Raw genomic sequence first — 14,606 nt, forward strand, 5'->3', positions numbered from 1 at the left:
GAAATTCCGGCGCTCGGAGTGCGCTCCGTACGTCAGACTCGCGCCATGGAGACCTCCGAGTTCCTTGACACGCTGGAGACAGAGGGCCGGTTGCTGGCCGAGGCCGCCGAGGAGGCCGGGACCGACGCGAAGGTGCCGACGTGCCCGGGGTGGCAGGTGCGCGATCTGCTGCGGCACACCGGCGCCGTGCACCGCTGGGCCGCGTCGTACGTCACCGAGCGGTACACCGAGCGTCGTCCGCTGGACGACGCCCCGGACCTCGAGGGCGCGGAGCTCGTGGCCTGGTACCGCGACAGCCACCGCCGCCTCGTCGGCACCCTGGCCGCCGCCGCGCCCGACGTGGAGTGCTGGTTCTTCCTGCCCGCGCCGTCCCCGCTGGCCTTCTGGACCCGGCGGCAGGCCCACGAGACGGCGGTGCACCGGGTCGACGCGGAGTCCGCACGCGGAGCCGGCATCACCGCGCTCTCCCCGGACTTCGCGACCGACGGCATCGACGAACTGCTGCGCGGCTTCCACGCCCGCGACAGGAGCCGGGTCCGCACCCCCGAGCCGCGCGTCCTGCGCGTGCGCACCGACGACACCGGTGCGGCGTGGACCGTACGGCTGTCGTCCGAGCCGCCGGTGACCACGCCGGGCGCGGCCGGGGACGCCGAGTGCGAACTGTCCGGCCCGGCCGAGCAGTTGTACCTGGCGCTGTGGAACCGGGCTCCCCTGCCGTCGGTCACGGGCGACCGGGCGCTCGCCGAGCTGTGGCGGGAGACCTCAGGGATCTGACCGGGCTCAGTCGTCCGCCAGCATCCGCGCCAGCACCGCGCGCTGCACGGGCAGTACCTCGCCGTGCAGCGCGCGCCCCTTCGCCGTGAGGGAGACCCGCACGCCCCGCCGGTCCTCGGGGCACATGCAGCGCTCGACGAGGCCGTCCTTCTCCAGCCGGGCGATCAGCCGCGACAGCGCGCTCTGGCTCAGATGGACCCGCTCGGAGATCTCCTGCACGCGGTAGGAGGGGGTGCCCTTCGCCGCCGGGCATCCGGCGAGGACGTCGAGCACCTCGAAGTCGCTGGCGCACAGGCCGTGTTCGTGCAGAACCCGGTCGAGTTCGCACTGTGTTCGCGCGTGCAGCGCAAGGATGTCGCGCCACTGTTCCACGAGCGCCTGCTCGGCCTGCTTCGCCGCCATGGGGACGCACCGTAACAGAGAACCGGGATTGTTGCATCCGAATTAAATGCGCTTACATCTCATGCATGTGCATGTACTCTCTCGGGCATGACCTCTCCGCTCACCACCCCGACGTCCGAAGGGCGTTGGACTCCCCGCCTCTGGGGCACCCTCCTGGTGCTCTGCGCCGCGATGTTCCTGGACGCCCTGGACGTCTCCATGGTCGGCGTCGCACTGCCGTCCATCGGCGCCGACCTCGGCCTGTCGACCTCCGCGCTGCAGTGGATCGTCAGCGGCTACATCCTGGGCTACGGCGGCCTGCTGCTCCTCGGCGGACGCACCGCCGACCTGCTGGGCCGGCGCCAGGTCTTCCTGGTGGCCCTGGGCGTCTTCGCGCTGGCCTCGCTGCTCGGCGGCCTCGTCGACTCGGGGCCGCTGCTCATCGCCAGCCGCTTCGTCAAGGGCCTGAGCGCGGCCTTCACCGCCCCCGCCGGCCTGTCGATCATCACCACGACGTTCCCCGAGGGCCCGCTGCGCAACCGCGCCCTCGCCATCTACACCACCTGCGGCGCCACCGGCTACTCGATGGGCCTGGTCTTCTCCGGCCTGCTGACGGAGGCCAGCTGGCGGCTCACCATGCTGCTGCCCGCCCCGATCGCCCTGATCGCCCTGATCGCGGGCCTGAAGCTGCTGCCGCGCAGCGAGCGCGAGCGCGCCGAGGGCGGTTACGACATCCCCGGCGCCGTGCTCGGCACCGCCTCGATGCTGCTGCTCGTCTTCACCGTCGTCGAAGCGCCCGAGGTGGGCTGGGGCTCGGCCCGGACGATCCTGTCCTTCGCGGCCGCGGCCGTCCTGCTGGCGGCCTTCGTGGCGGTGGAGCGGCGCAGCCCGAGCCCGCTGATCCGGCTCGGGGTGCTGCGTTCGGGGCCGCAGGTGCGGGCCCAACTGGGCGCGTTGACGTTCGTCGGCAGTTACATCGGCTTCCAGTTCCTGGTCACGCTCTACATGCAGCAGCTGCTCGGCTGGTCGGCGCTGCACACGGCCCTGGCCTTCCTGCCGGCGGGCGCGCTGGTGGCGCTGTCCGCGACGAAGGTGGGCGCCGTCATCGACCGGTTCGGCACGGCCCGGCTGATCGTGCTGGGCTTCGCGCTGATGGTGGCCGGCTACGCGCTGTTCCTGCGCGTCGATCTCGACCCGGTCTACGCGGCGGTGATCCTGCCGACGATGCTGCTGGTCGGCTCGGGCTTCGCGCTGACCTTCCCGTCCCTCAACGTGCAGGCCACCAACGGTGTCGACGAGCACGAGCAGGGCATGGTCTCGGGGCTGCTCAACACCTCGGTCCAGGTGGGCGGCGCGATCTTCCTCGCGGTGGTGACGGCGGTCGTGACCGCGAACTCCCCCGAGGGCGGCAGCCCCTCCCCGCAGGCCGTGCTCGACAGCTACCGGCCCGGACTGGTCGTCGTGACGCTCGTCGCCCTCGCCGGCCTGCTCATCACCCTCACCGGCCTGCGGACCCGGCGGGAGCGGCCGTCCGTCGTGGTCGCGAAGTCCACCCCGCGGGAGACGGAGCGCGTCCCCGTACGCGACCAGTGAGACGAGGCGGGCAGCACAATCGATCGAAAAAGTGTACGTTTCATACTTTTCCGGTCTCAGTATGAGTTCTACGCTCGTGTACAGGTGGCGGGCGGAGGGCCGGCCAGCCGACCTCCGCCGCCTGTGACGAGCGGAGGCGGAGATGAAAGCGCCGACACGGCGTGCCGCGGTCTTCGCGAGCGCGGCCGCTCTTGTGATCGCAGTCTGCGGTACGACGGGGACGGCCCAGGCCGAGCCGGGCGATGGTGAGCTCCAGTTCGGCTACGTCCTGCCGGAGACGGGACAGCTGGCCTACCTGGGCCCGCCCCAGATCGAGTCGTTGAAGTTCGCGATCCAGAAGATCAATGACGCCGGTGGTGTCCTGGGCAAGCCCGTGCCGGCCGTGGTCTCCAGTGACGAGGCGGGCCAGGAGGCCGTCGCCGCGCAGTCTGCGGACCGGGTCCTCGCGGCAGGCGTGGACGCGATCGTCGGCGCCGCGGCGTCCGGCATGTCGCTGGCGTTCATCGACCGGGTGACCGGAGCGGGCGTCGTGCAGTGCTCGGGGTCGAACACCGCTCCCACGTTCACCGACTACGAGGACGACGGCTTCTACTTCCGTACCGTCCCGAGCGACGCGCTGCAGGGGCCCATCCTCGCGGATGTCGTCCGCGACGACGGCCACGACCGCGTGGCCCTGGTCGCACGGGCGGACGACTACGGGCGCGGCCTGATGGAGGCCACCCGCAAGACGCTGGAGGACCGCGGTGCGACGGTGACGCTCGCGGAGACCTACGACCCGGAGGCGACCAACTTCGACCAGGTCGTCCAGCAGATCGAGAACTCCCGGCCGGACGCCGCCGTGGTGATCGCCTTCGAGGAGGGCACCCAGATCCTCCAGGGCATGATCGAGTCCGGACTCGGGCCCGACCGGATCGGTGTCTACGGCGCCGACGGACTGCGCAGCGAGGAACTGCCCTCGCTGGTGGCGCCGGGCCGGCCGGAGCGGCTCTCCGGGATGAAGGGGACCGCGCCGGCCTCGGCGTCGAACGAGCAGTACGTGAAGGACCTCAAGGAGTTCGCGCCGGATCTCAAGGAGCTGCAGTTCGCACCGCAGGTGTTCGACTGCGTGACGACGATCGCGCTCGCCGCCGAGAAGGCGGAGTCCGACGACCCGGGCGCGTACGTGAAGGAGATGAACGGGATCACCCGGGACGGCGAGAAGTGCAACTCGTTCGCCGCCTGCAAGAGGCTGCTCGCCGACGGCAGGGACATCGACTACGAGGGTGTGAGCGGGCCCCTCGACTTCACCGACCAGGGCGAGCCCGGCCAGGCGTCGATCGAGGTGTACGGCTACAACGACGAAGGACGGCTGGAGACCCTGCGGACCGAGACCAGCAGGGCCGCGGAGTGACCGGGAGAACCGAAGGGCGGGACCGGGGAGAACCAACAGGCAGGACCAGGAAGGCGGGAGTCAACGGACGCGGGCGAGCGTGCCGAGGTAGAGCTCGATCACCTTCTCGTCGTGCAGCAGGGCCGTGCCCGTGCCGGTGTACGCGTTGCGGCCCTGGTCGAGGACGTAGCCGCGGTCGCAGAACTGCAGGCACCTGCGGGCGTTCTGCTCGACCATGAGCACGGCGACGCCCGCGCTGTTGATCGTTCTGCACCGGTCGAAGACATGGTCCTGGTGGACCGGTGACAGGCCGGCCGACGGCTCGTCGAGCAGCAGCAGTCGCGGTTCCGTCATCAGGGCGCGGGCCATCGCGAGCAGCTGGCGTTCGCCGCCGGACATCGCGCCGGCCTTCTGCCTGCGGCGGTCGGCCAGCACGGGGAAGAGCTCCTCGACCGCCGCGACCCGCCGCGCGTGGTCCTTGGGCCGCAGGTAGACCCCCATCCGCAGGTTCTCCTCGACGGTCAGCGAGGGAAACACGTTCTGCAGCTGCGGTACGTAGCCCACACCCCGCCGGACCAGCTCGTGCGCGGGCCGGCCGGTCACGTCCTCGCCGCGCAGCCGCACGGTCCCGCCGCGCACCGGCAGCAGCCCGAAGACGGCCTTGACCAGCGTCGACTTGCCGGCGCCGTTGGGGCCGATCACGCCGACCACCTCGTTCGGCCGCACCTCGACGCTGCAGCCGCGCAGCACGTCGACACCGGGCACGTAACCGGCGACGATGTCGTCTGCCGCCAGCACCGGTACCTGCTCCTCGGCGGACATCGCTACTCCTCCTTCCCCTCCCCCTTCTCCTCGGCCGCCCCCGGCTCGTCGTGCCGCCTGCCCAGGTAGGCGTCCACGACGGCGGCGTTCCGGCCGATGGTGTGCGGTGGGCCCTCGGCCACCAGCTGTCCGTCGGCCATGACGGCCACCCAGTCGCTGATGCCCATGACGACGTCCATGTCGTGCTCGACGAAGCAGACCGTCAGCCCCTCGTCGCGCAGTCGCGTGATGTGTCCGAGCAGCGACTGGGTCAGCGCGGGGTTCACCCCGGCCATCGGCTCGTCGAGCAGGAGCATGACCGGCCGGGTCATCAACGCACGGGCCAGTTCCAGCAGTTTGCGCTGGCCCCCGGAGAGCGTGCCGGCGTGGTCGTCGCGCAGGGGCCCGAGCCGGAACCGGTCCAGCAGTTCGTCGGCCCGCCGCTCCGTCTCCCGCTCCTGTCCGCGCCACAGCGGTCGCAGCAGCGCGGGCAGCATCCGCTCGCCGCGTTGCCCGGGCGCGGCGAGCAGCAGGTTCTCCAGCACTGTGAGCCGGGCGAGCGCCCTGGAGAGCTGGAACGTACGGACCAGTCCCCGCCGCGCCACCCGGTGCGCCGGGGAACCGTTGAGCGGTTGTCCGTCGAACGACCACCGCCCGCCGTCGGCCCGGTCGAACCCGCTCACCACGTTGAACAGCGTGGTCTTTCCGGCGCCGTTGGGCCCGATGAGTGCCGTGATGGCCCCGCGCTGCACCTCCAGGTGCTCGACCCGCACGGCGGTCAGGCCGCCGAAGGCGCGGGTCACCTGGTCCAGCACCAGCAGGGGATCGGGCTTGCGCACCCCCGGCTCGGGCCGGATCGCGGAGAGCCGGCCCGGTGCCGGCGCGAGCGGTTCAGCGGCCACTGAGCAGCATCTCCTTCCGGCTGCCGAGGATGCCCTGCGGCCGGAACGCGACCAGCAGCATCAGGGCGACCCCGACCAGGGCGAAGCGCACCGCGCCGACCTCCGAGGTGCTGATGAGGTCCGGCGAGATGTACTCGGCGTCGATGGCCTGGCGGAGCGCGCTGTCGAGGAAGCTGAGGACGAACCAGAACAGGACCGCGCCCACGACCGGCCCGAGGATCCGCCCGGCGCCGCCGAGGACGAGCAGCGTGTACAGGAAGAACGTGACGCCCGGGTCGTAGTTGTCCGGGTTCACGGACTGCACCTGGATCGCCTGCGTCATGCCCGCGACCGCGCCGATGACGCCGCCGAGCACGAGGCTCTGCATCTTGTACGCGTAGACGTTCTTGCCGAGGCTGCGGGCGGCGACCTCGTCCTCACGGATCGACCGGACGACACGGCCCCAGGGACTGTGGATCAGCAGGGCGAGCAGTCCTCCGACCACGATCACCAGCGCCCATCCGACGATCATCACCCACAGGTCGCGGGAGCCGAACCGCACGAGCCACACGCCGTAGGTGCCGGGCTCGATGGGGTTGAGCGCGTAGAAGTCGTTCGCGAACCGCTGCAGCCCGAACACCCCGCCGGTGACCGGCTCGGCCCAACTGGAGCGGTAGAACAGCCGGAGCGTCTCCCCCGCCGCGATGGTGGTGATCGCGAGGTAGTCGGCGCGCAGCCGCAGGGTGGGCAGGCCGAGGAGCAGGGCCAGCACGATCGCGCAGGCGATCCCGCCCAGGACGCCGAGCCACATCGGACCGTCGTACGTCGACACCGTGATGGCGAGCCCGTAGCCGCCGACCAGCATGAACCCGACCTGGCCGAAGTTCAGCAGGCCCGTGTAGCCGAAGTGCAGGTTGAGCCCCATCGCGGCGAGCGCGTAGACGGCGGCGATGGGGCCGATCCCCGAGCGCAGGGCGTCGGCGACGATGGCGGAGAAGTCCATGGCGCCCCCTCACCCGACGCGTTCGGCCCGGCCGAGGATCCCCTGCGGCCGGACGAGGAGGACGAGGATGAGGACCAGCAGCGCCCAGGCGTACTGCAGGTCGACCGGGAACCACAGGGTCGACATCTGGGCGACGATCCCGATGACGAGGCTGCCGGCCATCGCGCCGTAGGCGGAGCCGAGGCCGCCCAGGATGATCCCGGCGAACATGAGCAGCAGGAGCTTGAAGCCCATGTCCCAGGTGACGATCTCCACCAGGCCGAAGAAGACACCGCCGAGCGCGGCCAGAGCGCCGGCGAGCATCCACACGAACAGCACCACCCGCTGCACGTCGATGCCCGACGCCTCCGCGAGGTCACGGTTGGCGGCGACGGCCCGCACGGCCGTGCCGATGCGCGTCTTCTGCAGGAGTACGGCGATGCCGAGCAGCACCAGCACGGAGAGCAGGGTGACGGTGAGGTCCCGCGGAGTGATGCCGGCCGGGCCGAGGCCGATCGTGCTCTGGATGTCGTACTGGGCGTAGGAGGCGGGCCGGGTGCCGTAGAGCACGAGGACGACGTGGCGCAGCAGCAGCGAGAGCCCGATGGTGACGATGAACATGTTGATCAGCCCGGTGCCCCGGGCCCGCAGCGGGCGCCAGATGCCGCGCTCGACCGCGCCGCCCAGCAGGGCGCCGAAGGCCACCGCGGCGAGGGCGGCGGGAATGAGGTGCCAGCCCGGACCGGCCGCGGAGACGTTGAGGAAGAACGCGAAGGTGGCGCCGATCGTCACGAACTCACCGTGCGCGAAGTTGATGAGGTGGATGGTGCCGAAGATCAGCGAGAGCCCGACCGAGGTGATCGCGATGATCACCCCGAACTGGACACCGTCGATCAGCGCCTGCAGAGCGCGCGCGGCGAACGTGGGGCCGCGCGGCACTTCCTCGCCCCGGGCCCGCGAGGAGAGCGCGGGCAGCGTCACGAGGACCAGGGCGAGGGCCGGCACGAGCATCCGCTGATAGCGCACGATGGTTCCGGTACGTCACGAACGTCCCTTATGGGGTCAGTGTAGGCGCAGGTCCGGGCGGTGAGAGGGGTAGGGGTAGCGGTGGGGGTGCATGGGGAACGGAGGCTGCGGGATGGGTGACGGCCGGGACCTCGCGAGCGCGTACAACGACGACAGCGTGCTCTTCCGGGTGCTGCGGCACCTCGGCTGGGACAGCCTGGCCGACATCGGCTACTTCACGCTGCCCACGCTGCCGTTCGTGGTGCTGACCGGGCCGGTGCCCTTCCAGCGCAGCCTGGCCCGCCGGTCGCTGGCGTTGCTGGACGCCCGGCCCGGACAGCTCGTCCTGGACGCGGGATGCGGTCGCGGCGCCACGACGGCGCGGTTGGGTGCCGCGGGATGCCGGGCGCTGGGGGTGGACGTACAGCCCGCGCAGATCGACCAGGCGCGTCGCCGCTTCGGTGGCGTTCCCGGGGTGCGTTTCGCCGTCGCCGACGCCACGGCCCTGCCGCCGCGGGCGGCGGAGCTCCCGCTGACGGATGGCTCCTTCGACCGCGTGCACTGCCTGGAGGCCGCCTTCCACTTCGGCCATGAGGGCCGCAGGTCGTTCCTGAACGAAAGCTTCCGGCTGCTCCGCCCCGGAGGCCGGCTCGTCCTGGTGGATGTCACGTCCCGTACGGATCAGCCGATCGGGACCCTCGACCCGACGGGCCTCGTCCGCGCGACGTGGCGCTTCGGCGACCTCGAACCGAGCGAGCGGTACCCGCGGATGGCGTCCGCCGCCGGCTTCACCACGCGCCGGATCCTCGACTGGACCACCCCCGTGCTCCACCGGGCGGCCGGACTCTGCGCCCTGTTCGTCGGCGCCGCGTCCACCCGGACCGGCCGGCGGGCCCTGTGCGTGCGGTGGCCCGGCCTGAGGGCACTCACCGCGCGGGACTGGGACGAGGCCATCGCCGTCGTCCGGGCCCACCGGGCCATCGGGCACGCCACCCGCTACACGGCGTACGTCCTGGACAAGCCCTCAACCGGCGGCGCCCCCTAGCGCGTGTTTCTTTGACGGGTTGGTCAGTTGATCGGATGTGTCCGTCCGGTTAGTGATCACCGATGCGATGTGGGGCCGGATCGAGCCGCTGATGCCGGCGGATCCGGTCCGCGGGCGGCGATGGGCCGACCACCGCCGCACCCTCGAGGCCATCGCGTGGAAGTACCGCACCAACTCGCCCTGGCGGGCCCTGCCCGACGAGCTCGGCTCCTTCCAGACCGCTCACAAGCGGCTGATCAGATGGGCCGTCGACGGAACCTGGCAGAGGATCCTCGCCGCCGTCCTGGCGGCGGCGGACGCCGACGACGACATCGACTGGACCGTGTCAGTGGACTCCACGGTCGTCCGGGCCCACCAGCACGCCGCCGGAGCGCTCAAAAAGGGGCGGCCCGCACCGGCGAGCCCGCCGATCACGGGCTCGGCCGCTCCCGCGGAGGGCTGAGCACCAAGGTCCACCTGGCCGCAGACGGCCGCGCACGGCCCCTCGCCTTCACCATCACCGCGGGCCAGGCAGGTGACGCACCCGCCTTCGAGACGGTGATGTCCCGCATCCGCGTGCCCCCGCACCGGCCCAGACAGGCCCCGCAATCGGCCCCTGGCCGTTCTGGCCGACCGCGCGTACTCCTCACGCGCCATCCGCAGCCACCTGCGGCGCCGGGGCATCCGCGCGGTCATCCCGCAGCCGTCCGACCAAGTCGGCCACCGCCTGCGGCGAGGCCGGCTCGGTGGCCGTCCGCCCGGCTTCGACAGCGAGGTCGACAAGCAGCGGAACAGCGTCGAGCGGTGCATCAACCGCCTCAAGCAGTGGCGCGGCCTGGCCACACGAACCGACAAGCTCGCGATCGCCCACCAGGCCGCACTCCACCTCGCGGGCATCCTCATCTGGACCCGACCCTGACCGAAGAGACAGAACCTTGTCAGGCAGTCCCCCCGCCCTGCGCCTTCGCCGAAGGCTGCTCAGACCCCGGTCAGGCCTCGGATACAGCTTGCTTGACGATGGCAGCGAGCCTGGGACTGTGCCCATGCAGGGAGTCCAGCCAAGCGTCTGTCACGAAATCAGGCCTGGTCGATACGAGTTCTCTGGCAGCCGAGGCTACGAGGAACCCGACCTTGGTGGAGACATCGTCCTGGATGTGCTTGCGGTCCACGGACAACGCCGGCGCGGATGGACCTGACAGGTTGATCACCGCCCCGTGCAAACCGTTCGGGCCGTGGGAGTCTGCCAATAGCCCGTGGCGGACAGACGGCTGGACGAGCAGGCCATCGACCAACAGCGCTCCTCCTGATTCGCACCAGACCACTTGTCCCTTCAGCGTGCGCATCAGCCTTCCACGCACGTTGAGGGCGTGCGCGTGATGGGGTGCCATCTGCCTGGTCCACTCGTGTGGTTCCCAAACTGCCGATCGAGTGCCGTGACGCGCCGTGGTTGTGTAGTCGGCGATACAGAGGAGCCGCTCCAACACGTCGACACAGGAGGGAGTGTTCTGTTCGTCCCTGATGAACAGTCGGACACGCGTACCAGGGGCACGGCCCTGGGCTTGCACCCGGCTGATTCGCGCAGTCTGCCCAGAACCGAGAACCGTCAGCTTCATCACCGGACCGGCGGCACCTCGCTGGTCCATGCGGCACGTGGTTACCTCTATCTCATCGGCCAGCATGAAATAGCTCAGCACCCCAATGCCGAACCGACTGGTGGGATGCATGCGGACAGGCGGATTACACCGCTCCCATTCAGAGGTCTCCCGCACGAACTCAGGCTGGCTGGCGAAGCGCACCCCGACGCGGGAGAAGCACGTTCTGAGCTCCTCTTCCCCCATGCCGATACCGTTGTCGACACAGTCCAAGAAAGCGCGTCCGCGGTCGTCAACGCCCTGAACGAACTCGATACCGCCCTGCCAACGCACACTTGATCCTGTGCGTCGGCGCAGGTACTCGTACCGGGCCGTGCGATATCTGAGCGCATCCAAGGCGTTCTGGTACAGCTCGCGGATGGCTACTCCGCGGTCCTGGTAGAGGTGCGTGCCCATCAGTAGCTCGCGGACGCTCTCATCATTCAGCCTGTAGCGCTCCCGGGGTTCTTGCTCCTCACCCCTTGCTGGCGCATGGGCAGGGGCGATGGGAGCCCCCGTTTTCTCCGGGCCGGACTCCACCACACGCAACCGGATGCCGGTCGACCGGCGCAGGTCAGCGTCATCCGTCCTGGTGCCTGAGGGCGAGGCCGCAGGTGTGTCGATGAACGGGACGCCATACAGGTCTCCCTCCTCGGCCGCGATGCTGACCGACGGATTCCTCCAGGTGACCATGGTCTGAAGTGCGGTGTAGGTGTCGGTGCCTGTGCGTGCCACGGCCGTGTGGAAGGCGGAGGACGTGCCGGAGGCGGAACTGGCGCGCTTGACTGCGCGGAGCATTTCCTCGGTTTCCTCTGCACTGATCAGGGAGGATGCGAGGTCATCTCCCACGCGGTTCAGCCACGAGTTGAAAGCAGCGGAACTAGCCAGTTCGTTGTCGGACTCATCCATCGTCGGACTCCTCCTCCCGGGACTCGGCCCACAGCTGTTTCAAACGATTCCGTGCGTGTCTCAGATTGGAACGCACCGTGTCAGCCGGTATTCCAAGGCGCAGTGCGATCTCTGCCGGTTTGGCTCCGTCCCACGTCCACGCCATGATCTGCTGTTGCACTCGCGGCAGCGCGCCCAGCAAGCCGAGCACCTCCTGCCGCTCCTGCTTTCGTGTGACTTCTTCCTCCGGGGTTCGCAAGTCGATGGCAGGGCAGGGAACCGCGGCCATCACGTTGACGACGTCGTGCCGGACCTCTTGTTCCCTCCCACGTAACGCCCTTCGGCGGGCGGCGATGCGGACCCACGCGGCCGGGTTCCTGACATTCGACCACTGCTCGTGGAGCTCGATCATGGCCTCCTGTGCTGCGTCCTTGGCGGCCTGACGTCCGAAACCTTGCACCACCAGGTGGCGGACCAGCAGGCTGATTTCCTGTCGGAAGAACGCATCGAACTCGTCCTCATGGGCGCTGGGCAAGACGCGGTGCCTTCCTCCGGGGACTCGGCTGAGCAATGCATCCGATCACGCATGCTCTCCTATCCCCGGTTCCGGTCGAGCATCCACGCCAGCCCCACCGCGACCACGGCGGTCAGGACCGTGACGGCGAGGGAGTCTGTCGTCGTGTACACCGTGGCGAGAGCGGCAGCGGACCCGTGCAGGATCGCGATCTGGACTGCCAACCGCGAGTTACGGCTCGCGGGCCCCTCTCCCGCTCGGTCTGCTGCAGGCACGTTCGTGTCGTCCATGCCCACTAGTAACTAGTGATCTTGAAAGTGTGCAATGACAGACGGCAACCTCTTCGCACTCGAAGTGGACGGCGAAGGTCACGTGTCGAAAAGGTCGCCTCACCGACGGGCAGGACCGGTGAACAGGACCACGTCGTCCGCGTGGGGGAGCGCCGTGATGAGGACTGACCCGACGGGCGCCTCCGCCGTCATCGGACCACATCGGCCGACGTCTGCGGCGAGGCCGCCAAGGCGGGCGCCTTCCAAGCTTCGATGCGGATGCCCATAAGCAGCGCACCACCGTCGAGTGGTGCATCAACCGCCGCAAGCAGTGGCGCGGCCTGGCCACACGAACCGATCAACTCGACATCACCCCCACGCCGCACTCCACCTCGCCGCCCATCCTCATCCGGGCACCACACTGACCAAAGAGACAGAACCTAGGTGTATTGATCACGAGCGTTGTTAACGCCGACCGGGCTTGATCATGGTGAAGACCTCCGGTGTGGTGGAGCTGTCTAGGACTGCACCGCACGGAGGTCTTCGTGTCCCACCGTAATGCCCGGCTGACCGTTCACGGCAGGCGGCTGCTCGTCGAACGGGTCCGCGCCGGCCGCCCGGTCGCCCATGTCGCTGCGGAAATGGGCATTTCGCGCGTCACGGCCCACAAATGGATCCGCCGCTGGCGGGCGGAAGGCGAACCGGGGCTGCACGACCGCCCCAGCCGTCCGAAGACCACACCCCACCGCACGGCGCCAGCGGTGGAGGCCCGGGTCTGCCGCCTGCGCCAGGACCGCAAACTCGGCCCCGCCCGCCTCGGCCCGATCCTCGGCCTGCCCGCCTCGACTGTGCACCGCGTCCTGGCTCGGCACGGCCTGAACGGCTGGCGCTCATGGACCGCCCCACCGGAAGGGACAACGGACGCTACGAACGCGCCACCCCCGGCGAGCTGGTCCACAGGGACGTCAAGAAACTCGGCCGGATCCCGGACGGCGGCGGCCACAGGATGCTCGGCCGCCAGGCCGGCCGGGCCACCCGCGGAGGCATGGGATTCGACTACATCCACTCCGCCGTCGACGACCACACCCGCCTCGCCTACAGCGAGATCCACCACGACGAGAAGGTCGCCACCTGCGCAGGCTTCCTCATCCGCGCGGCCGCGTTCTTCCACGCGCACGGCATCACCCGCATCGAGCGCGTGCTCACCGACAACGCCTGGGCCTACCGCAAAGGCCTGGCCTGGAAACAAGCCCTCGCCGAGATCGGCGCCACCGGCAAACTCACCCGCATCTACCGGCCCCAGACCAACGGCAAGGTCGAACGCTTCAACCGCACCCTGCTCGACGAATGGGCCTACCTGCGGCCCTACACCAGCAACACCGAACGCACCGCCGCCCTGACAGACTTCCTGCACACCTACAACCACCACCGCTGCCACACCGCACTCGGCGGCCAGCCACCGATCACCCGCGTCAACAACCCTGCGGGTCAATACACCTAGGGCGTGTCCTGTCGATCTGGCTGGGTGAGTAAAACCAGGTGCGGCCGGTCGCCGCGGTGGTGTGAGATGCGGGACATGACGATCGTTCTGAACGAGCCCGGCGTCGATGGGCTGCCCGGGGTCGTGGATGCCCTCCGCGTATGGCAGGACGACCGCACGCCGCTGCAACTCCATCCGGGAGACCTCGGCTGGGCCTGGGCGCTGGGCGCGGAGAGGCTGGCCGTACTTGGAGCGTGGACGGACGGATCATTGCCGTCGGATACCTGGACGACCCTGATGTGCTGCGCCTGACGACCGCGCCGGATCTGCGACAGGACGGTGATCTGGCGCGCCAGCTGCTGGCGGACCTCGATGATCCGGAGCGCGGGGTCCTGCCGCCGGGGAAGGTCGGCCTCGAAATCCCCAACGGCGCCCTGCTCCGCGAGGTCCTCTTGGAGGCGGGCTGGATTCTGGACGAGCCGTGGACGCCGCTGCGCCACGACCTCGCCGAGCCGGTGAAGGACTCCGGCCTGCGGATCGAGGTAGCGGGTCCGGAGACGGCGGGGGTGCGGACCGCAGTGCATCGCTCGGCGTTCGGCAGCCCGGCGTTCACCGAGGAGACTTGGCACGTCCTCGCGGCCGGGCCCGTCTATGCCGACGCCCGCTGCCTGATCGGCTATGACGACCAGGACAACGCGGTGGCCGCGGCGACGGTCTGGTCGGCCGGGCCCGGCAAGCCCGGTCTGCTGGAGCCGGTGGGCGTGCACGCCGACCATCGCGGTCGCGGCTACGGGACGGCAATCAGCGTCGCCGCTGCGGCGGCGCTGCGTGAACTGGGTGCATCAAGCGCACTCGTCAGCACCCCGACCTCGAACGCTGCCGCCGTCGCCGCCTACAGGGCAGCTGGATACGAGCGGTTGTCCGAACGGCTGGACGTCAGCCGAGCCGCCTGAAAATGATCAGGCGGCGGTATCGGACAGGCCGCGTCGCTGGCCCTGGCTGGGCCCGAACGCC

12 protein-coding genes and 4 pseudogenes are annotated in these 14,606 nt (G+C 69.9%); 8 read left to right on the forward strand and 8 right to left on the reverse strand.

Annotated features, from left to right (window positions below):
- The first annotated feature begins 45 nt into the window (after nt 1-45).
- Nucleotides 46-774, forward strand: a complete 729-nt coding sequence (locus C1703_RS03330; RefSeq protein WP_114250458.1) for a maleylpyruvate isomerase family mycothiol-dependent enzyme — start codon at nt 46-48, stop codon at nt 772-774.
- 6 nt (nt 775-780) lie between these two features.
- Here the strand turns inward: C1703_RS03330 and C1703_RS03335 are convergent, their stop codons facing one another.
- Nucleotides 781-1,176, reverse strand: a complete 396-nt coding sequence (locus tag C1703_RS03335; RefSeq protein WP_114250459.1) for a MarR family transcriptional regulator — start codon at nt 1,174-1,176, stop codon at nt 781-783.
- A gap of 87 nt (nt 1,177-1,263) precedes the next feature.
- Here C1703_RS03335 and C1703_RS03340 point away from each other — a divergent pair, with 87 nt between their 5' ends.
- Together C1703_RS03340 and C1703_RS03345 are read left to right on the forward strand one after the other, a co-directional pair.
- Complete coding sequence (locus tag C1703_RS03340) at nt 1,264-2,748, forward strand: MFS transporter (RefSeq protein ID WP_114250460.1); 1,485 nt, start codon at nt 1,264-1,266, stop codon at nt 2,746-2,748.
- A 142-nt stretch (nt 2,749-2,890) separates the two neighbouring features.
- Entirely contained in the window at nt 2,891-4,138 is a 1,248-nt protein-coding gene (locus tag C1703_RS03345; RefSeq protein ID WP_114250461.1) for an ABC transporter substrate-binding protein, read from the forward strand.
- Between the two features lie 60 nt (nt 4,139-4,198).
- Here the strand turns inward: C1703_RS03345 and C1703_RS03350 are convergent, their stop codons facing one another.
- From C1703_RS03350 to C1703_RS03365, 4 genes are read right to left on the reverse strand one after another with little or no spacing between them, the layout of a single operon-like run.
- Entirely contained in the window at nt 4,199-4,939 is a 741-nt protein-coding gene (locus C1703_RS03350; RefSeq protein WP_114250462.1) for an ABC transporter ATP-binding protein, read from the reverse strand.
- Nucleotides 4,940-4,941: 2 nt separating this feature from the next.
- Complete coding sequence (locus tag C1703_RS03355; RefSeq protein ID WP_114250463.1) at nt 4,942-5,820, reverse strand: ABC transporter ATP-binding protein; 879 nt, start codon at nt 5,818-5,820, stop codon at nt 4,942-4,944.
- Nucleotides 5,810-6,802, reverse strand: a complete 993-nt coding sequence (locus C1703_RS03360; RefSeq protein ID WP_114250464.1) for a branched-chain amino acid ABC transporter permease — start codon at nt 6,800-6,802, stop codon at nt 5,810-5,812. Before C1703_RS03360 ends, C1703_RS03355 begins: the two co-directional genes overlap by 11 nt.
- A 9-nt stretch (nt 6,803-6,811) precedes the next feature.
- Nucleotides 6,812-7,807 carry a branched-chain amino acid ABC transporter permease gene (locus C1703_RS03365; protein ID WP_198678074.1) on the reverse strand — a complete coding sequence of 332 codons (996 nt, stop codon included), beginning with the start codon at nt 7,805-7,807 and terminating at the stop codon, nt 6,812-6,814.
- A gap of 112 nt (nt 7,808-7,919) precedes the next feature.
- Here C1703_RS03365 and C1703_RS03370 point away from each other — a divergent pair, with 112 nt between their 5' ends.
- Nucleotides 7,920-8,831 (forward strand): class I SAM-dependent methyltransferase, encoded by a 912-nt coding sequence (locus C1703_RS03370; RefSeq protein WP_114250466.1) that lies wholly within the window; start codon nt 7,920-7,922, stop codon nt 8,829-8,831.
- Between the two features lie 37 nt (nt 8,832-8,868).
- Nucleotides 8,869-9,729: pseudogene (locus tag C1703_RS03375) on the forward strand (IS5 family transposase).
- 70 nt (nt 9,730-9,799) lie between these two features.
- Here the strand turns inward: C1703_RS03375 and C1703_RS03380 are convergent.
- Genes C1703_RS03380 through C1703_RS38880 form a run of 3 tightly spaced genes read right to left on the reverse strand, consistent with a single transcriptional unit; the run spans nt 9,800 to nt 12,067 of the window.
- Complete coding sequence (locus C1703_RS03380) at nt 9,800-11,350, reverse strand: hypothetical protein (RefSeq protein ID WP_114250467.1); 1,551 nt, start codon at nt 11,348-11,350, stop codon at nt 9,800-9,802.
- On the reverse strand, nt 11,343-11,864 hold the full coding sequence (locus C1703_RS03385) for a sigma-70 family RNA polymerase sigma factor (protein ID WP_157993077.1): 522 nt from the start codon (nt 11,862-11,864) through the stop codon (nt 11,343-11,345). The genes C1703_RS03380 and C1703_RS03385 overlap by 8 nt, the downstream gene beginning before the upstream one ends.
- 59 nt (nt 11,865-11,923) lie before the next feature.
- A complete protein-coding gene (locus C1703_RS38880; RefSeq protein ID WP_157993078.1) occupies nt 11,924-12,067 on the reverse strand; it encodes a hypothetical protein in 144 nt (47 codons plus the stop codon).
- Between the two features lie 257 nt (nt 12,068-12,324).
- Between C1703_RS38880 and C1703_RS39540 the strand changes: the two are divergent.
- From C1703_RS39540 to C1703_RS03400, 3 pseudogenes are all read left to right on the forward strand, one after another.
- A pseudogene (locus tag C1703_RS39540) lies at nt 12,325-12,581 on the forward strand (hypothetical protein); the annotation flags it as partial.
- 76 nt (nt 12,582-12,657) lie between these two features.
- Nucleotides 12,658-13,613: pseudogene (locus tag C1703_RS03395) on the forward strand (IS481 family transposase).
- A 75-nt stretch (nt 13,614-13,688) separates the two neighbouring features.
- Nucleotides 13,689-14,545 (forward strand): annotated as a pseudogene (locus C1703_RS03400) (GNAT family N-acetyltransferase).
- Nucleotides 14,546-14,606 lie beyond the last annotated feature (61 nt).

The sequence above is a fragment of the Streptomyces sp. Go-475 genome (assembly GCF_003330845.1).
In the GTDB taxonomy this organism is placed as follows: domain Bacteria; phylum Actinomycetota; class Actinomycetes; order Streptomycetales; family Streptomycetaceae; genus Streptomyces.